The sequence below is a fragment of the Rothia sp. HMSC076D04 genome (assembly GCF_001814645.1).
In the GTDB taxonomy this organism is placed as follows: domain Bacteria; phylum Actinomycetota; class Actinomycetes; order Actinomycetales; family Micrococcaceae; genus Rothia; species Rothia mucilaginosa.
Map to the genome: position 1 here is coordinate 42113 of NZ_KV817364.1, position 18612 is coordinate 60724.

Annotated in this window: 14 protein-coding genes, 1 tRNA gene and 1 other RNA gene; 10 read left to right on the forward strand and 6 right to left on the reverse strand. The window is 60.3% G+C overall.

All coding sequences use genetic code 11. From position 1 onward, the window contains the following. Positions 1-236: 236 nt before the first annotated feature. The 3 genes from HMPREF2980_RS01890 to HMPREF2980_RS01900 all read right to left on the reverse strand — a co-directional run bounded on the left by HMPREF2980_RS01890 (position 237) and on the right by HMPREF2980_RS01900 (position 4262). Positions 237-1742 (reverse strand): amino acid permease, encoded by a 1506-nt coding sequence (locus tag HMPREF2980_RS01890; RefSeq protein ID WP_049350501.1) that lies wholly within the window; start codon positions 1740-1742, stop codon positions 237-239. 232 nt (positions 1743-1974) lie between these two features. Next, positions 1975-3426: an amino acid permease gene (locus HMPREF2980_RS01895; protein ID WP_049340307.1), complete on the reverse strand. Its 1452-nt coding sequence runs from the start codon at positions 3424-3426 to the stop codon at positions 1975-1977. Between the two features lie 107 nt (positions 3427-3533). Then, positions 3534-4262 (reverse strand): queuosine precursor transporter, encoded by a 729-nt coding sequence (locus HMPREF2980_RS01900; RefSeq protein WP_049340305.1) that lies wholly within the window; start codon positions 4260-4262, stop codon positions 3534-3536. A gap of 234 nt (positions 4263-4496) precedes the next feature. On the opposite strand from HMPREF2980_RS01900, the gene HMPREF2980_RS01905 reads away from it, so the two are divergent. Both HMPREF2980_RS01905 and HMPREF2980_RS01910 read left to right on the forward strand, forming a co-directional pair. Then, positions 4497-5549 (forward strand): hypothetical protein, encoded by a 1053-nt coding sequence (locus HMPREF2980_RS01905; RefSeq protein ID WP_070689938.1) that lies wholly within the window; start codon positions 4497-4499, stop codon positions 5547-5549. A gap of 108 nt (positions 5550-5657) precedes the next feature. After that, complete coding sequence (locus HMPREF2980_RS01910; RefSeq protein WP_005507185.1) at positions 5658-6353, forward strand: TetR/AcrR family transcriptional regulator; 696 nt, start codon at positions 5658-5660, stop codon at positions 6351-6353. Positions 6354-6478: 125 nt separating this feature from the next. Here HMPREF2980_RS01910 and HMPREF2980_RS01915 read toward each other — a convergent pair whose 3' ends face one another. From HMPREF2980_RS01915 to ffs, 3 genes are all read right to left on the reverse strand, one after another. Beyond that, positions 6479-6802, reverse strand: coding sequence for a type II toxin-antitoxin system VapB family antitoxin (locus HMPREF2980_RS01915; RefSeq protein ID WP_005507186.1), 324 nt, complete (start codon positions 6800-6802; stop codon positions 6479-6481). Positions 6803-6921: 119 nt separating this feature from the next. Beyond that, positions 6922-7010: transfer RNA gene (locus HMPREF2980_RS01920), tRNA-Ser, on the reverse strand. Between the two features lie 339 nt (positions 7011-7349). Next, positions 7350-7446: signal recognition particle sRNA small type (gene ffs / locus HMPREF2980_RS01925), an RNA gene on the reverse strand. A 217-nt stretch (positions 7447-7663) separates the two neighbouring features. On the opposite strand from ffs, the gene HMPREF2980_RS01930 reads away from it, so the two are divergent. The 8 genes from HMPREF2980_RS01930 to purL all read left to right on the forward strand — a co-directional run bounded on the left by HMPREF2980_RS01930 (position 7664) and on the right by purL (position 18588). Beyond that, the gene (locus tag HMPREF2980_RS01930) at positions 7664-10522 is read left to right on the forward strand and encodes a DNA polymerase III subunit gamma and tau (protein WP_070689939.1); all 2859 of its coding nucleotides are present in this window, start codon (positions 7664-7666) and stop codon (positions 10520-10522) included. A gap of 193 nt (positions 10523-10715) precedes the next feature. After that, a complete protein-coding gene (gene recR, locus HMPREF2980_RS01935; protein WP_070634305.1) occupies positions 10716-11870 on the forward strand; it encodes a recombination mediator RecR in 1155 nt (384 codons plus the stop codon). Between the two features lie 187 nt (positions 11871-12057). Next, positions 12058-13353 carry an aspartate kinase gene (locus HMPREF2980_RS01940; protein ID WP_070593553.1) on the forward strand — a complete coding sequence of 432 codons (1296 nt, stop codon included), beginning with the start codon at positions 12058-12060 and terminating at the stop codon, positions 13351-13353. A gap of 234 nt (positions 13354-13587) precedes the next feature. Further along, complete coding sequence (locus tag HMPREF2980_RS01945) at positions 13588-14049, forward strand: excisionase family DNA-binding protein (RefSeq protein ID WP_070593554.1); 462 nt, start codon at positions 13588-13590, stop codon at positions 14047-14049. Between the two features lie 52 nt (positions 14050-14101). Then, positions 14102-15052, forward strand: a complete 951-nt coding sequence (locus tag HMPREF2980_RS01950; RefSeq protein WP_070689941.1) for a 3-methyladenine DNA glycosylase — start codon at positions 14102-14104, stop codon at positions 15050-15052. A 122-nt stretch (positions 15053-15174) separates the two neighbouring features. After that, on the forward strand, positions 15175-15426 hold the full coding sequence (gene purS, locus HMPREF2980_RS01955; RefSeq protein WP_005507194.1) for a phosphoribosylformylglycinamidine synthase subunit PurS: 252 nt from the start codon (positions 15175-15177) through the stop codon (positions 15424-15426). 5 nt (positions 15427-15431) lie between these two features. Beyond that, positions 15432-16244: a phosphoribosylformylglycinamidine synthase subunit PurQ gene (purQ, locus tag HMPREF2980_RS01960; RefSeq protein ID WP_005507195.1), complete on the forward strand. Its 813-nt coding sequence runs from the start codon at positions 15432-15434 to the stop codon at positions 16242-16244. Between the two features lie 25 nt (positions 16245-16269). Next, positions 16270-18588 carry a phosphoribosylformylglycinamidine synthase subunit PurL gene (gene purL, locus HMPREF2980_RS01965; protein ID WP_070685267.1) on the forward strand — a complete coding sequence of 773 codons (2319 nt, stop codon included), beginning with the start codon at positions 16270-16272 and terminating at the stop codon, positions 18586-18588. Positions 18589-18612 lie beyond the last annotated feature (24 nt).

Here is an 18612-nt window from a genome sequence, read left to right on the forward strand (position 1 = left end):
GTTAAAGCGATGAGGCTCGAAAGCTACGATGCTTTCGAGCCTCATCCAACACACAGACATTTGAACGCATACAAGATCATACGGTTCACTGTCTATGATAGACCCCACTCTGAGGGCCAACTGCATTTTTACGGTTTTATTACGAGGAATTCCAGAAATTTTCCGTATTTTTCGTTTATTACTGTGTTGGAGTCTCTGCAGGCCCCAGCACCGGCTCTCCCGGCAGCTACAGAACCTTAACGGCCCAGCTTAGCCGCAGTCTCCAGGGCATGATCAGCGTCGTACTTCATGGCGTCATACTCGGCAGTTGCCTGCTGAGCCTCAACAAAGGTCTGCTCATCAATCATGTGAGTGTGGCGGATACGAGCAAAGTACAGCAGGCTCAGAACCACAAAGTAGCCCACGCCCACAATTGCCGGAACCATAGAACCGCGCACCATGAAGAGCGCAACCCACACCGCGAAGAGCAGCAGAACGCCAACCGCCGCGGTGAACTGGCCACCCCACAGGCGGAAACCATTGGCAGCAGGCTCAACACGCTTGTACACGATGTAGGCGAACAGAATCAGAACCCACACGGTCAGCGCGCACACCATGATCACAAAAATCATGGAGAGGAACGCTTCCTTCGGGCTGTACAGCGCCAGCAGAATAGCAATAACCATGCCGCTGGTCGACGCCCACACGGCGCGAGCCGGAACGCCAGCACGGTTCACCTGAGCCAGCTGGCGAGGCGCCATGCCGTCAGCCGCCAGGGAGTGTAGCAGACGCGCACCCGCGTACAGGTTTGCGTTCGCGCTCGACAGTGCCGCAATCAGCACCACAAAGTTCACGAAGTGCGCCACGCCCTGAATGCCGAGCTGTTCAAAGACCAGAACGAACGGGGAAGCATCCACCGCATCGCCTATGCCCGAGGCCGAACGCCACGGAATGATAGCAACAACAATCAGCACCGCCAGCACGTAGAAGGTCGCCAGGCGAATCATCATCGCCTTCGCCGAGGAACGCACCGAACGAGAGGGATCCTTCGCCTCCGCAGCAGAGATCGAAATCATCTCAATACCGCCGAAGGAGAACATCACAACAGCCAGCGACAGCCACACCGACTGGGGGCCGTTAGGCATGAAACCGCCGTCGTTGAAGAGGTTCGCGGTACCCACCGCAGCGTGACCGGGCAGACCGAAGAAAACCAGGCACAGGCCCACCAGCAGGAAGGCAACAATCGAAATGACCTTAATCGAAGACAGGAAGAACTCCAACATGCCGAAAGACTTCACGCTGGTCAGGTTCAGCACAATCAGCGCCACACCAAACGCGGCAATACCCGCCCACAGCGGAAGCTGCGGCCACCAATAATTCAAGTACATCGCAACCGACACCAGCTCAACACCGGCAATCAGCACAGTCGCCGTCCAGTAGGCGATGCGAGTCAAAAAGCCCGCGAAGGGGCCCAGGTAGCGGGTAGCAATAGTACCGAAACCGCCGCGGACAGGGTAGCGAACCGCCATTTCACCGGTTGCCGCGCCAATCACCGAAGCGAGCGCAGAACCAATAGCGTAGGTGAGAATGACCGCGGGACCAGCCATCGCAATGGCGGTGCCCGAACCCAAGAAGAGGCCCGTACCGAGCGCGGAACCCATCACGATCATGGTCATCTGTCCGTGGGACAGAGAACGCTTCAGGGTGCGCGATCCGGCGGTCCCCGCTGCAGCGTGGCTGCGGGTATCGTCGTTGTGGGACACGAAGGTGCCTTCCGTCAGTACGCCTTAGGGGCGTGATGTGCAATGTGTGCTCGCACCCGGCTTCTGCGGCTTCTAGCCTCGTTGACGGGTACGAATAGTTAACTATTCTACGGGCACACTCACACCGCTCAGAACAGCGCCGTCTAGGGTACAAAAGCGAAAAGGCACCGAACGGGGGTGCTCCCCCATCCGGTGCCTTTTATGTTTTAGCCTCGCGAGGCTTTCACGCTATTTAGTGCTGTGCCGCGCTGGTGTTCTCGTCAGCGTGCATAGCGTCCAGGTCGGGGCGCTCATAACCGCCCTTAACCTTCGACGAGATGGCGTAGCCAATAGAAATCAGCACGAAGAAGACGATACCGACCATGATCGATTCCTGAACACCCGAGCCGGGCAGCATGAACATTGCCGCCAGGGTCGCCAGAACACCCGCCAGAGCCAGACCTGCGGTGACGCGGCCACCCAGCACGGTGAAGGAGGAGGCGTCCTTCTGGTCCTTCTTGTACGCCTGGTAGGTCAGCAGAATCATGATCCACACGATCAGGATGCACAGGGTCACCAGCGCCATGAGCAGGGCAAAGATGTCGCCAATCTTGGCAACAGCCATCACGGTCGCCACAACAACGCCGGTGAAGGAGATGAGCAGAGCCACGACCGGCACGCCGCGCGAGGAGGTGCGGGCAGCCACTGCGGGAGCCATGCGGTCAGAGCCCAGGGCGTGCAGCAGGCGGGTTGCCGCGTACAGGGAGGCGTTAGCGCCAGAGAGCGCAGCAACGAGCACCACGAAGTTCATGATGTCCGCCGCGAAGGGGATACCCAGTTCAGAGAAGACGAGCACGAACGGCGACTCGGTCAGCTCCGAGTTCTGTGCGGCGGTCTGCCAGGGCACCAGGCACAGAATAATTGCCATGGACACCACGTAGAAGGTGGACAGGCGCCAAATCATTGCCTTCACGCTGGTTGCCACCGAGCGTGCCGGGTCCTTCGCCTCCGCTGCGGAGAGGGAAATCATTTCCACACCCCCGAAGGAGAACATGACAACAGCCATCGAAATCCAGATGGATGCCGGGCCGTTCGGCAGGAAGCCGCCGTCGTTCACGAGGTTTGCGGTACCCGCCGCGGCGTGGCCGGGCAGACCCACGAACACCAGCAGTACACCAATCACCATGAACACGATGACGGCAGAAACCTTAATCGAAGAGAGCATGAACTCCAGCGCGCCGAAGGACTTCACGCTCACCAGGTTCAGCACCAGAATAATCGCGCCGAAGAGGGCGACGAACACAGCCAGGGGAACGTCCGGGAACCAGTACGCCATGTAGTGGCCAACCGCCACCAGCTCAGCACCAGCCAGCGGCACGGTGCACGCCCAATACGCCCAGCGAGTCAGGTAGCCGCTAAAGGGGTTCAGGTATCGGCTCGCAATGGTACCGAAACCGCCCTGGACGGGGTGACGCACGGACATTTCGCCCGCGCACGCAGCAATGGTTGCCGCAATCATCGAACCAATAGCGTAAGAGAGGATTGCGCCGGGGCCCGCAATTTTAATGGCGGAGGAGGAGCCCAGGAACAGGCCCGTACCCAGCGCCAAGCCCATCGCAATCATGGTCAACTGGCCGTGGGAGAGGGAACGATTCAGCGAGTCGTTCTTCGACTGCTCGGGGGTGTTCCCCTGCAGTTTAGACATAACGTATCTCTTTCTTAGACATGCTGTGTATTGAATAAAGCTGAAATGGCAATGCCGCCCGGTCGTTAGGCCGGGCGGCTCTGCACATCAGCTGTCAGGAGGTTAGCTTATGCCACGTACTCGAGTTCGTGACGCTTGAACCAACCAATAATCGGGTAGCTGATCGGCATGAGGAGCACCTCGACCAGGCACTTATAGATATAGCCAATCAGTACGTAGTTGATGAATGCTTCCATGGTGTCGATACCGAGCACCGGTGCCGCAATGGAGCAGAAGATGACGGTATCAAGCAGCTCACCGACCAGGGTGGAGACAATCATACGCAGCCACAGGAAACGGCCCTTGCTTGCCTTCTTCATTGCCACCATGACCCAGGCGTTCAGGGTCTGACCGAAGAGGTAACCGAGCAGGGAGCCCACAAAAATCTGCCAGACCGGGCCGAGAACCTGCGCGAACGCCTCCTGGCCGGTGTAGAAGCTCGCAGCGGGCAGGTGCACGATCAGCAGGAAGCACAGGGCAGCAAAAGCGGCTGAGGCGAAGGAGGCCACAATCGCGCGGCGGGCACGCTTGAAGCCGTACACCTCAGAAAGAAGGTCGCCAATAACGTAGGCGAGAGGGAAAAGGAAGAAACCACCGTCGGTGACGATGGTGTTACCAATGAGGGGCAGTTCGAAGGGCAGCGGACCGAACTCCACGCCCTTAGTTGCACCAATATTCGAAATGATCAGGATGACGCAGGATGCGCCCAGCAGCAGATCAAAGTAGCCGCGGCGACCAGCCCAGGGCACCTTGACGGTGCTCGTCTGAGCCTTAGATTCGCTAACGGGTTTAGCCATTACTTTCCCCAAGTCTTTCTTCATGCGATGTGTTTCTTCACGCAAGGTACGAGCCCTCACGTGTGGTGGGTGAGTGCGCTATGCAGGGCGCTACTCACCGGCTCGTCTGCCACCCGAGCCTATCTAATAGTACCTATATGCCGTGGCGGCGGCAGGTTTACGGGCTTCGTTCAAGAGTGTGGACGCTCATGACCACCCCGCCAGCCTTCCTGACCGCACATTTACAATAAATGTATGAAGAATCTGGGCCACGGAATTCACCGCACTGAGCAGGTGGTATCCCTGCTGGGGGCGGGGCGTGCGCTACGCGCCTCGCTTCGGCGGTCGGTACGGGGTTCTTCACAGCAGGTGCGGAGGCGGCGGCACCGTAACCAGCGGCGGCTGAGCGCGCATATTCCGCGTCTGCATCCGCTGTTCACCTATGCGGCGCAGGCTGTGCGCACCGGAGCTTCCCTGCTAGAGCCAGTGTTTCTGGCTTCGTCTGAGCTGCTCGGTTACCGATCGTTTACGCATCGCGGGCGCAATATCTACTATCGGGTCGATAACCTGTATCTTCTGACCGATTCTGAGTCTGCGCCCGGTGTGCTGTTCTATTTTGATGGTGATCATCTCTCGCGTGCCGGTAGCCGACTGTTGCGCCGAACTTCCCCCCTGCGTGCCGAGCTGGCGCAGGTGGCGGCTGAGTTCAATTTGCTGTCGGTGCCGGTGCTGTCGCCGGGTAGTCTGCGGGAGCCGCGCCTGACCGATGGTGATTCTTATGCGCCTCCGCTGACCTATAACTGGTGGGTTCGTGCCCGCTCGAACGGCAGGATGGTTCGCGCCCTCATTGAGGAGATTGCCCTGGCGTACAAGGTGGATATGAGCCGCGTCTGGCTTACGGGCTATTCGGGTGGTGCGGAGTTTCTCAGCTACGAGCTGCTGTCACACGATATTGAGTGGATTCGTGGAGGTGGCGCCACCTTTATCGGTGGCGGCGGCGCTGACGGCGTGCCCGTGCGGGTGCGTGAACAGGCTGCGCTGAATCCTTCCTCGCATGAGCATCTGTTGATGAGCTGGCATGTGGGTGTGCTGGATGGTCGTTCGCCGTCGGCTCGTCGGCGTATGGCGACGAGTTCTGAGGGGAGTTGGTCGGCGCGGATTGCGGTGCAGGAGGGTAGTGCGTTCTACGAGGGTTTGGGGGCGCGGACTTTGTTGCAGGTGACTCCGGGGCGTGGCCATACGGGGTATCCGATTGCGTCGTTGGTGGGTGCTGATTTGGCGGCGGCTACTCGTTTGGGGTTCTTGTGAGGACTGATTTTTGTCATATTTGTGAAAATTCGCATGGATTACGCAAATTTCTTGGTGACACATTCAATACATTCGTCATTTGATGACGTATTAGGGTAGAGTGTCACTATGCCTCGTATTTCTGCAGCAACCAACGCCGCCCAGCGCGAAAACACCAAGCGCGCCATCCTCAACTCCTTCGGCGAGATCCTCTACAACCGCGGCCTCTCCGGCCTGACCATGACCGACGTCGCCAAGAACGCCGGCATCGGCCGCACCGCAGTCTACAACTACTTCGCCGACATGGGCGAACTGCTGGTCGCCTACGCCCTGGACGAGACCGAACGCTTCCTCAACGAGCTGCGCGTCGGCCTGGAGGGCATCGAAAACCCGATTGACCAGCTCGCGGTCTACATTCGCTTGCAGATCAACGACCTGGCGCGCCGCCACCTGCCTCCGGGCCCTGCGATGCGCTCCATGCTCTCCCCCGAGTCCTACGCGAAGCTCGGCAAGCACGTTCACGAGCTGCAGATGGTGCTCGCGCATATTCTTTCTGCCGCCATTGCCGAGAACTACATTCCGAAGAACGACATTCGCGAACTGGCGATGCTCGTGCACGGTTCCCTCTCCTCAAGCGCCGGTCGTGCCGAGGATGCACCGGATGAGGAGACCCGCGAGCGTCAGATTCTGAATACTATCCGTTTTATTCAGATGGGCCTGGGCGCGCGTTTCGATACCGAAGGCAACCCTGTTCGTCTGGACTCCGAGAAGTCTTTGCCGGAGCAATCCCCGGTGCAGGAGGCGGGCCTGAAGGTCGCATCCTAAGCGTGGCACCTCTGAACCGTGGAACCTGAACCGCGGAACGTAGCTCAGTTATACGTCACAAAAATGCCGCGGACCTGATGCTTCTTTGCATCGGTCCGCGGCTTTTTCTGTATTCGGGTAGGTTTTTACGCGCCAGGCAGTAGCGCCGGTGAGATGGAGTCCAGGTCCAGTACACGCGCGTACATGACGGCGCGGCGGTGCAGGGCGTTACGTAGCGCGCGGTGCACGCCGTCTTCGAGGTAGAGTTCGCCGCCCCATTTGACCACGTGCGGGAAGAGGTCACCGTAGAAGGTGGAGTCTTCGGCGAGTAGGGTCTCAAGGTTGAGGGTTTTTTGGGTGGTGATGAGGGTGTCGAGGCGTACCTGCTGCGGCGGGATTCCTCCCCAGTCGGCGTGGGTCATGCCGTGTTGGGGGTAGGGGCGGCTGTCGCCTACTTTTTTGAAGATCATGGTGGTGCTTTCTGCAGGTGTGGGGCGCCTCGGCGGCGCGTGTAACCGTGGGGTTCTGAAGAAATAGTACCAAGGGGTATAAAAAATCCCCGGTCTTAGAATCTAAGACCGGGGATCGGTGGCGGAGGATGGGGGATTTGAACCCCCGAGGGCTGTTAACCCAACACGCGTTCCAGGCGTGCGCCATAGGCCGCTAGGCGAATCCTCCAGCTATGTTTTCTACGCATTGCGCAGGCAACGAATAAAACTTTACTACGCTTTTGCGAAGCACGCAAGTCCTGGATGGGAAAAGTAACAGAAAGCACATTTGTGGATGCTTGTGCCCCTGTTTTTGGGCATGAAAAAACCTCCTACGCAACTGCTGAGGATCCGGATTCTGAGCTCGCGAACTGAGGCGCAGGATTCCGAGCGCGCGAGGTAATAAATCCTGCGTCGAAGCCGCCGAGCTCTAGAGGCGGAATCCGGATCCGAAGCCGCGGAGCGCCAGCGGAGCGGGCACGCAGTGCATATGACGGGTGCACGAGTATCAGGTAGCCGATTTTGGGTAAAAAAAGACCTCCTACGCACCCGTCATAGCTCGAATACCCTTGCTACCTTCCGGTCCTGGGGGAGTTTTCCAAGATAACGCCACGTAAGAGGCAAGAACCAGTGTACCGGATTTTTGGGTTCTTGGGAATTCGGTGCGTCCACGGTATTTCTGTGGGCGTACATGCCACCCGGGTGAGCATCCATGGTAGGTGTCACGGCGGCGGCGGTGCGGTGGCGTGTTCACCGGTGACTGTCGGCCACTCGGGCTGAGGGGTAAAGCGTCTAAAATGGTAGGGATTGTCCTATCCGCACCCCCGAGTTGAAGAGGTTGCCGTGAGCACTGCCCTTTATCGTCGTTATCGCCCCGAAACCTTTGCTGAGGTTATCGGGCAGGAGCACGTGACCGAACCTCTTATGGTCGCCTTGGAAAAGAACCGTGTGAATCACGCGTACCTGTTTTCGGGTCCGCGTGGTTGCGGTAAGACCACGTCGGCGCGTATTTTGGCGCGTTGCTTGAACTGTGCGCAGGGTCCGACTCCGACTCCGTGTGGTGTGTGCGATTCGTGCCGTGAGCTGTCGCGTGATGGTGGCGGTTCTCTTGACGTGATTGAGATGGACGCGGCGAGCCACGGCGGTGTGGATCATGCCCGTGACCTGCGTGAACGCGCTACTTTGGCGCCGGTGCGTGACCGTTACAAGATCTTCATTATTGATGAGGCGCATATGGTGACCCGTGAGGGTTTCAATGCGCTGCTGAAGATTGTGGAGGAGCCGCCGGAGCACGTGAAGTTTATCTTCGCGACGACTGAGCCGAATAAGGTGCTGGGCACGATTCGTTCGCGTACTCACCATTACCCGTTCCGCCTAGTTCCGCCGGAGGTGCTTCTGCCGTTCCTGCAGGGTCTGTGCGATCAGGAGCAGGTGCCGGTTGAGCCGGGTGTGCTGCAGCTGGTGATTCGTGCTGGCGGCGGTTCGGTGCGTGATTCGCTGTCGATTCTTGACCAGCTGATGGCTGGTGCGTCGTCGCAGAACGGTATTGAGTATGACCGTGCGGTGGCGCTGCTGGGTTATACCCACGCGCAGCTTCTGGATGAGGTCATTGAGGCGTTGGGTGCGAAGGATGCGCCGACTCTCTTTGGCGCGGTGTCGCGTGTGGTGGCGACCGGTCAGGATCCTCGCCGTTTTGTGGAGGATCTGCTGGAGCGTCTGCGTGACTTGATTGTGGTGAAGGCTGTTCCGCAGGCTGCGGGTCAGATTTTGCAGGGTCTTCCGCAGGATCAGTTGGAGCGTCTGGGTCAGCAGGCTCAGGCTTTGGGTGAGCGTGAGCTGACGGTTGCTGCGGGTACGGCGAATGAGACTCTGAATGGTATGACGGGTGCGGCGAATCCGCAGCTTCAGCTGGAGTTGCTGTGTGCTCGTCTGCTTCTGCCTGCGGTGGAGGGTTCTGCCGGTGGCGCTGAGGTTGCGGCGTTGGCTTCTCGCCTGCAGGTTTTGGAGCGCCGCGTGGCTTCTGGTGCTGCTGGTTCCGCGGGTTCTGCTGGTTCTGCCCCGGCGCAGGGCGGCATGTCTGCGGCTCGCGCGGCGGGTATGGCGGCGGCTGGCCTGGCTCCTAAGACCCAGGTGTCTGCACCCCAGACTTCTCAGGAGCAGGCAGCCCCTCAGCAGAGCGGCTCTCAGCAGGGCAGTTCTCAGCAGGCCAGCGCGGGTGCTCCCCCGCTGGCGGGTGCGCCCCTTAGTGTTGCACCTCTGGCACCGACCGCGCAGGAGTCTGCGGCTGGTGCTCCCCTAGCGGGTAACACCCCGGCGGCACCTCATGCTCCGGCGGCACCGAATGTCCCGGCTTCTCCTGCAGCAGCTGCGGCGGGTACCCCCTCCGCGCCTCTGAAGCTTGACCCGAACGATCCGCTGGCGGCGGTTCAGGGTAATTGGCGCGCCATTCTTAACCGAATGAGCGTTCCCGGTGCGGCGGAGCAGCTGATGAAGGTTCGCCCCGCCCGCATGGACGGCGCAACCCTGTACGTGAGCGCCGACATTGCGACTCTGCGCGCGGTCAAGGGCTTTGTGCCCGAGCTGACCGCCCGCGTGAGTGAGTTCCTGCGCCGTCAGGTGACCATCCACGCTCAGGTGGCGAAGCCCGGTGAGCAGGTCAAGTCCGCAGCGCCCAGTGCTCCCGCAGCGCGGCCCGCGGCTCCGGCCGCTGTTGCCCCGCAGGCGCCTCAGCAGCCCGCTCAGCAGACTCCCCCGCAGCCCGCTCAGCCGGCACCGCTGGCTGATGGTCCGCGCGGCGGTGAGGATGCGTGGCGTCGCCACGGTCAGCCGCTGACCGGCGCAAACACCCCCGAGTCCACGAGCGTGGATGCCCCCCTGGGCGCGTGGGAGGTTGCCCCGATTCCGCAGAGCGCCCCCGAGGAAGCACCTCAGCAGATTGCCCCGGCTGCACCGCAGGCACCGGTTCAGGAAGCCCCGGCTGGTCCGCTTGCGCCTGAGCCCCCGGTTGCTCCGCAGGTTCCGACGGGTCAACAAGTTCCGGCAGCTCAGCAGGTTCCGGTTGCTCCGGCGGGTGGTTTTGGTGAGCGTGATTCCTTTGCCGCATCCGGTAGCGGAGTTCCGCAGCAGGAGAGCGCCCCGGAACCCCAGCAAGCACAGGAACCCCAGCATGCCCCAAATCCCCAGTATGCGCAGGAGCCCCCGTTCGCGCAGGAGCCTCCTCACGCGGAGGAACCTCCGTATGAGGAGGAGCCCCCTTTTGAGGATGAGCCTGCCTACGCTGAACCGGTTGAGGCACCCACCGCGCCCGCAATGCCTGTTGCGCCCGCAATGCCTGCTCAGCCTGTAGCACCGGCAGGCCCACTTGCTACTCCGGTTGAGCCGGCTGGTCCCCTCGTTACTCCGGTTGCACCGGCAGGCCCCCTCGCCCCGGCTGGTCCGTTGGCAGAGGCACCGCAAGCGGCTGCGGCTGATAACGCTCCGGCAAGCGATGAGAAGCCCGCAGCGCAGGCTTCTAACGCACCTGCCACACCGACTCCCAGCGCACCTGCGGCACCGGCTCGCCCGGCACGCGCCGCATCCGATGAGGACTACGTCTCTGAGGATGATGAGAAGGTCGAAAACAGCACCTTCATCGGTCTGCGCGCTATCGAAAAAATTATTGGTGGCACCGTCATTGACGAACGCCCCCTGCACCAGCCCTAATCCGGGGTTGTAGGTGCCGCGCCCGCCATCGCACCGATGGCGGGCGCACTCATTCCAGCCGCATACTCGCTACGCGAAACGCCCCCTAAACTGTCAGGGGTTGGGTGCATACTCATAACGTCGCCCAAGAACAAGCGCACCAACGCACCAGCACAACACACCAGCACAACGCACCGCATCTGAAGGAGAAGCCATGTACGAGGGAGCAGTTCAAAACCTCATTGACGAGCTCGGCCGCCTGCCGGGCGTGGGTCCCAAGTCGGCTCAGCGCATCGCTTTTCACATTCTGAATGCGGATGCTGCCGATATGGCGCGCCTAGCCAACGCCATTTCCACGGTGAAGACCAGCGTCAGCTTCTGCGAGGAGTGCGGTAACGTCTCCGAGACGAAGCTGTGCACGATCTGTCGTGATGAGCGCCGCGACCCGTCCGTGCTGTGTGTGGTCGAGGAGTCGAAGGACGTGGTGGCGATTGAGCGTACCCGTTCCTTTACCGGCCGCTACCATGTGCTCGGCGGCGCCATTAACCCGCTGGCGGGTGTGGGCCCGGAGCAGCTGCGTATTCGTGAGCTAGTGTCCCGCCTGGCGGATGAGCGTATCCAGGAGATTATTCTGGCGATGGACCCGAACCTTGAGGGTGAGGCGACCGCAACCTACCTCTCGCGTATGCTCGTGCCGCTGGGTGTGCGTCTATCGCGCCTGGCATCGGGTCTTCCGGTCGGTGGCGATCTGGAGTACGCGGACGAGATTACCCTGGGCCGCGCGTTGGAGGGCCGCCGCGTCATTAGCGAGGGCACAGCGGTGGCGCATACTGCCGCCGAGGATTTTGAGCGCGTGAACCGTGAGGAGGAACAGGAGCGTGAGCAGGCGGCTCAGGTTCAGGCTCAGGAGGCGAAGCAGAGTCGTCGCCGCTGGACTTCGAGCATGTTTGATGACCTGGATTCTGAGGATTCTGCAGGTTCCCGCACGGAGGCGCCCGCCACTGAGGGTGTGCAGGGCACGGTGGATGAGCAGCTGATTGAGCAGGTTCTGCAGGAGGCTGAGGAATCCAGCAACAAGGAATCCCCCGCTGGTTCTGGTATGGATTCTGCTGCCGAATCTGCAGACGCAGAACCCACTGTAAAACCCGCCCCCGACCTGGGCGAAGACTCCGGCGAGGAGGCTCCTGCGAGCGCCACCTCCGAACCGGCTGAAGCACCCGTAGCCGAGCAGGCGGAAGATGCGCCGGAGGTGTTCCGCACCCCCGATTATGAGGAGAAGATCCGCACTATTCAGAACGCCCCGTTGCGCACCCCGAAGCCGGATGTTCCGCCGCTACCGGGTGTCACGTATGTGAACCCGTGGACCTAAAAACTAGCCTCCGCGGGCGTGCTGTACCCGCTTCCGCGCCCCGCGTCACCACCGCGTAATACTACGTAATATTTCACGGGGCAATACATACGGGTGCACAGTTCGCCGCTTGCACTGAACGCCGTCTACTATAAATGAGGAGCCGGCCTCTGCCGGTGGCACACAAGTAACTGACCTGGAGAATTCTATGAGCCTGATCGTCCAAAAGTTCGGCGGTTCCTCCGTAGCTGATGCGGAGGGTGTAAAGCGCGTTGCCCGCCGCGTCGTGGACACTCAGAAGGCAGGTAACGATGTGGTCGTCGTGGTGTCCGCTATGGGTGACACCACCGATGAGCTGCTCGACCTTGCCGCAGAGGTCACCAGCAATGTCACTCCTTCCCGTGAGCTGGACATGCTGCTGACCGCCGGTGAACGCATTTCGACCGCCGTCCTGTCGATGGCTGTTAACGACCTGGGTGCTAAGGCCCAGTCTTTCACTGGTTCGCAGGCTGGCATGATTACCGACGGCGTGCACGGTTCGGCGCGCCTCGTGGAGGTTCGCCCCGATCGCATCCGTGAGTCCGTCGAGGCCGGAAATATCGCGATTGTGGCCGGTTTCCAGGGCATGAACCGTCAGAGTGGCGACATTACGACCCTGGGCCGCGGCGGTTCCGATACAACCGCCGTTGCGCTGGCCGCCGCGCTGAACGCCGATGTGTGCGAGATTTACTCGGACGTGGACGGCGTGTTCACCGCCGACCCGCGCATCGTGCCGACCGCGCACAAGCTGGATACCATCACCAGCGAGGAAATGCTGGAGATGGCGGCGAACGGTGCAAAGATTCTGCACCTGCGTAGCGTCGAGTATGCTCGTCGTTTTAACTTGAAGCTTCACGTGCGTTCTTCGTTCTCTAACCTTGAAGGCACTATCGTGGTTCCGGAGGAGTCCGCGGAACTGACCCCCACCCATCTGAAGGAGATTCCCTTGGAGCAGCCCCTGATTTCTGGTGTCGCGCACGATCGCACCCGCGCAAAGATTACTGTTGTTGGTGTTCCGGATGTTCCCGGTTCGGCAGCTAAGGTGTTCGGTCTGATTAACGAGGCGAAGGTGAACCTGGACATGATCGTTCAGAACGTTCCCACCGACCGCCCCGGCGTGACCGATATTTCCTTCACCCTGGATCAGGAGCAGGGCCCCACCGCGCTGAAGGCGCTGGAGGCTGCGCAGGCTGAGTTGGGTTTCCAGGAGGTTATTTACAACGAGTCGGTTGGTAAGCTGTCGCTGGTTGGCGCGGGCATGAAGACTAACACGGGTGTTTCGTTCACTTTCTTTGAGGCTCTGTCTGCTGCTGGCGTGAACATTGACATGATTTCAACGTCTGAGATCCGTATTTCGGTGATTACTGAGCTGAGCAAGCTGGATGAGGCTGTTCGCGCGGTGCACACTGCGTTCGGTCTGGACGCTGAGGGTGAGGCTACTGTTTACGGTGGTACTGGCCGCTAGGGTTTAGCTCGTTTGTGGGCTGTACGCTTCGGGAGGGGCGGTGCTGGTTTGATCCGGCACCGCCCCTCCCTTTTGTCTGTGTATAGGTGAAATAACTGAAACGCTTTACAGTTATTTCAGATAGGGGTAGGGTTGTATCAACCGTGAATGAGCCTCCAACCGAATGATATGCACCCCACCGACGTGGCATCTTCGGACGTTGACTCTGCCGGCAACAGCACCAAGGAGAAGATAATGACCACCACCCTAACCAACCCCCTGGAGGAAGATACCCTCAATCAGGCTCGCGCAGAGGCGCGGGAGATTCTCAAGAATTCTGAAGAAACCACCATTGAGCTGACCGTTTCGGGTCGAGAAAGCCAGCAGCTTGGCGACGCCCTTAACCAGGTCATTCAGCACGTCTTCCATGCCTTGGCTAACGGGCAGAGTATTGATGTTCAGCCTGTCCCCCAAGATTTGACGACGACCGTTGCGGCGCAGCGTATCGGTATTTCCCGCCCCACGCTCATGAAGGCTATTCGCTCTGGTGACCTCCCGGCGCATAAGGTGGGTAGCCACTTCCGTATCCGCACCGAGGATGCCGATGCTTTCCGTAAGGGACTTCTCAAGAAGACCGTTGCTCAGAAGGAGCAAGCTCTCAAAGAGCTCTGGGAACTCGAGGATGAACACGGTCTTGTTGACACCTTCACTGAATAAAGTAGTTTTACTTTCTGCCCTACCTTGTCGCGGCATCGTTTAGGCTAGAAGCATGAGTAGTGTTGTTTTTTCCCAGGTGATGGATGCCCGTCAATGGCGTGCCGCAGAGGCGGCGCATGAGGCGCGTGCCGGCCGCTACGCCGACCCGTTTGCGCAGCGTCGTGCCCGCCACGAAGTGCACCCCGTGGAGGACTTCCTCTTCACCTACTACACTCTCAAGCCCGGCCAGTTCAAGCGCTGGCACCCCGGCGCCGGCATCATTCTGCTGGATGCACCCGAGCGCGCCTCCTGGCGTTTCTACCGGTCCGCAACCGAGCAGGAGCTCCTCGAAGCGGGTTGTACCCCCGAGGTGACGCGTGCCCAGGCCGATGCCGCCTCCGCCGTCACGGTGGACGTCACCGACTTCGTGGAGCGCCGCGCTACCGCCCTCGCCTTCACCCACGAGATTCTGCGTAATACCGCCGCGAAGAAGGGCCAGTTCGGCTGCTTCGGCATGCACGAGTGGGCGATGGCGTACAAGTCGGTGGAGAACAATATCCGCCACGACTACCTGGAGCTGCGCCTGGGTGCGGAGGGTACGGACCGCGTGGTGGAGGAGCACCGCATCCGCTGCTCGCACTTTGATGCGTTCCGTTTCTTCATGCCGCAGGCAGCACCGTTGAACGAGCTGCAGCCGACCCGTGAGACGCAGCGTGTGCTGGAGCAGCCCGCGTGCCTGCACGCGAATATGGACGTGTACAAGTGGGCGTACAAGCTGCTTCCGCTGGTTGATTCGACTCTGGTCATGGATTGTTTTGACCTGGCGTGGGATGCGCGTGAACTGGATATGCGCGCAGCCCCCTACGATATTCGTGACTGGGGGTATGAGCCGATTCCGGTGGAGACGACCGAGGGTAAGGCTGAGTACGTGCGGATTCAGCGTGAGCTGTCGGAGCGTTCGATTGAGCTGCGTGAGCGTCTGCTGCGGGTGTGCGAGCGCTATCTTCCACCCCTCGAGGCGTAAAAGACGTGATTCGAGCCTCTTAGGGTATCCACCAACCGAACACATACCCCCGTTACGGTCGTTAGTACGGTAAGATGAGATACGGCTCATACAGAACCCACGCACCCAAGGAGTGCCCACACATGGCCCGTATTGTTGTTGATGTTATGCTCAAGCCCGAAATTCTTGACCCGCAGGGTAAGGCTATTTCTCACGAGCTGCCCCGTATCGGCGTTGATTCCTTCGTTGATGTTCGCCAGGGTAAGCGCTTCGAGCTGACCGTCGAGGGTGAGGCAACCGAGGAGCACCTCGCGGCTGCCCGCAAGGCTGCTGAAGAGTTGCTCTCGAACCCCGTCATCGAAGACGTTGTGAACGTTTCGGTTCTGGAGGACTAATACCTATGGCAGAGTCCCTCGCACCCACTGAAGTCCCCCTGGTTGGCGACTTCTCTAGCTACTCCCCGAACCCCGCTTTCGCTGACGCACGCGTTGGCGTGGTGACTTTCCCCGGCACCCTGGATGACCGTGACGCTGCGCGTGCTGTCCGTCTGGCTGGCGGTACCGTCGTTGAGCTGTGGCACGACGACGCTGATTTGAAGAACGTTGATGCCGTCATTATTCCTGGCGGTTTCTCCTACGGTGACTACCTGCGTGCTGGCGCTATTGCTGCGAAGGCTCCCGTGATGCGTTCGGTAATTGATGCCGCTAACGCTGCTGGCACCTCCGGTTCCGCTCCCCTGCCTGTTCTGGGTATTTGCAATGGTTTCCAGATTCTGACTGAGTCTCACCTGCTGCCCGGTTCGATGATTAAGAACGATCACCGCAAGTTCATTTGCCGTGACCAGGTTCTGCGCATTGAGAATAACTCCACCTCCTGGACGAGCGATTACGCTGCTGGCCAGGAGATTGTTGTCCCCCTGAAGAACCAGGACGGTCAGTATGTTGCTGACCCGAAGACTCTGGAGGCGCTGGAGGCTGAGGGCCGCGTGGTGTTCCGCTACGTTGGTTTCAACCCGAACGGTTCCCGTAATGACATTGCTGGTATCAGCAATGAGCGCGGTAACGTAGTCGGTCTGATGCCGCACCCGGAGCACGCTGTGGAGCCCGGCTTCGGTCCTTCCTCTTCCGGTTTTGGTGAGGTTTCTCTGCGCGGTGGCGCCGATGGTCTCGGCGTGTTCACCTCCGTTCTTGCCAACCTGATTAACGCCCGCTAACGCACGACAAGGATTCTAAGAAGTTATGAGCGAAAAGCAGTTTAACCTCGACACCGTCGAGCACGCGGCGGCAACCCCGGACACCGAACTCCCCTGGGCCGAACTGGGTCTGAAGGAGAACGAGTTCGAGGACATTAAGGAAATTCTTGGTCGCCGTCCTACCGCGGCTGAGCTGGCAATGTACTCGGTCATGTGGTCCGAGCACTGCTCCTACAAGTCTTCTAAGGTTCATCTGAAGCAGTTCGGTGCAAAGGTCACCGATGAGATGAAGAAGGACCTGATGGTCGGTATCGGTGAGAACGCCGGCGTGACCGATATTGGTGACGGCTGGGCTGTTACCTTCAAGATTGAGTCCCACAACCACCCCTCGTACGTGGAGCCCTACCAGGGTGCTGCGACCGGTGTGGGCGGTATTGTGCGTGACATTATTTCCATGGGTGCACGCCCGATTGCTGTGATGGATCCGCTGCGTTTCGGCGCGATTGATCACCCGGACACCGCCCGCGTTATTGGCGGCGTGGTTGCCGGTATTGGTGGTTACGGTAACTCCCTGGGCCTGCCGAACATCGGCGGCGAGGTTGAGTTCGACTCCTGCTACCAGGCAAACCCGCTGGTCAACGCACTGGCTGTGGGCATTATGCGCCACGAGGACATCCGCCTGGCGAACGCATCGGGCGTGGGCAACAAGGTTGTTCTGTTCGGTGCACGCACCGGTGGCGACGGCATCGGCGGTGCGTCGGTGCTGGCGTCCGAGTCTTTCGATGACACCAAGCCCTCGAAGCGTCCTGCCGTTCAGGTGGGCGACCCCTTCGCTGAGAAGGTTCTGATTGAGTGCTGCCTGGAGCTGTTCAAGGGCTCCGTGGTTGAGGGTATTCAGGACCTGGGTGCTGCGGGTATTTCCTGCGCAACCAGCGAGCTGGCTTCTAACGGTGAGGGCGGTATGCACGTCGACCTGACCAAGGTTCTGCTGCGTGACCCCACCCTGACCCCGGGCGAGATTCTGATGTCTGAGTCTCAGGAACGCATGATGGCTGTTGTCTCCCCCGAGAACGTGGAGCGCTTCGAAGCGATCATGAACAAGTGGGGCGTGGAGTACTCCTTCCTCGGTGAGGTCACCAACTCTGGCCGCCTGGTCATCGAGTGGGACGGCGAGGTCATCGTGGATGTTGACCCCCGCACCGTCGCGCACGACGGCCCGACCTACGAGCGTCCTTACGCACGCCCCGAGTGGCAGGATGACGTTCAGGCTAACCACTTCACCGGTTCGGCTGCCGACGATTCCCGCCCGCGCGGTAAGGAGCTGGGCGAGGCAATCAAGGCGTTCATGGCGTCCCCGAACATGTGCTCCAAGTCCTGGATCACCAACCAGTACGACCGCTACGTTCAGGGCAACACCGCCCTGTCCATGCCGGACGACGGCGGCGTGGTGCGCGTGGACGAGAACACCAACCTCGGTGTTGCTCTGGCGACCGATGCCTCCCCGCGTTTCACCTACCTGGATCCGTACGAGGGTGCTCGCGCGTCCTTGGCTGAGGCGTACCGTAACGTTGCGACCGTTGGTGCACGCCCCGTGGCTGTGTCTGACTGCCTGAACTTCGGTTCTCCCGAGGATCCGGACGTCATGTGGCAGTTCGCTGAGGCTGTTCGCGGCCTGGCTGATGGCTGCATGGAGCTGGGTGTTCCGGTGACCGGCGGTAACGTGTCCCTGTACAACCAGACCGGTGGTAAAGCTATTAACCCGACCCCCGTGGTGGCGATGATGGGCGTGATGGATGACGTCACCCGCCGCACCCCTTCGGGTTGGGCTCCTGAGCATGACGGTCAGGCTATCTACCTGCTGGGTACCACTCGCGATGAGCTGGACGGCTCCGAGTGGGCTCGTTTCAAGGGTCACCTGGGCGGTCAGCCGCCGAAGGTTGATCTGGCTCTGGAGCGTCAGCTGGGTGACATGCTGGTGAACATGTCTCGTGACGGCATGATTGATGCCGCGCACGACGTGTCTGCTGGTGGTCTGGCTGCGGCTCTGTCGGAGGCTTGCCTGCGTTTCAACACCGGTGCCCGCATTGGTCTGGGTGAGGTTGCTGAGCGTGACGGCGTGGACCTGTTCACTCTGCTGTTCTCGGAGTCCCTGGGCCGCGTTGTGGTTTCGGTTCCGCGTTCTGAGGAGGTGCGCTTCAAGGATATGTGCACCGCTCGCCAGTTCCCCTTCGCACGTATTGGTGTGGTGGACGCTGAGTCGAACGCTCTGGACTTCCAGGATGAGGTTTCCATTGACCTGGATGAGCTGCGTGCAGCTCACGAGGGTACTCTCGCTTCTTACTTCGGTGAGGTTGCGAAGGGCTAGTTTTCGACTCGTTTGAGACTAACG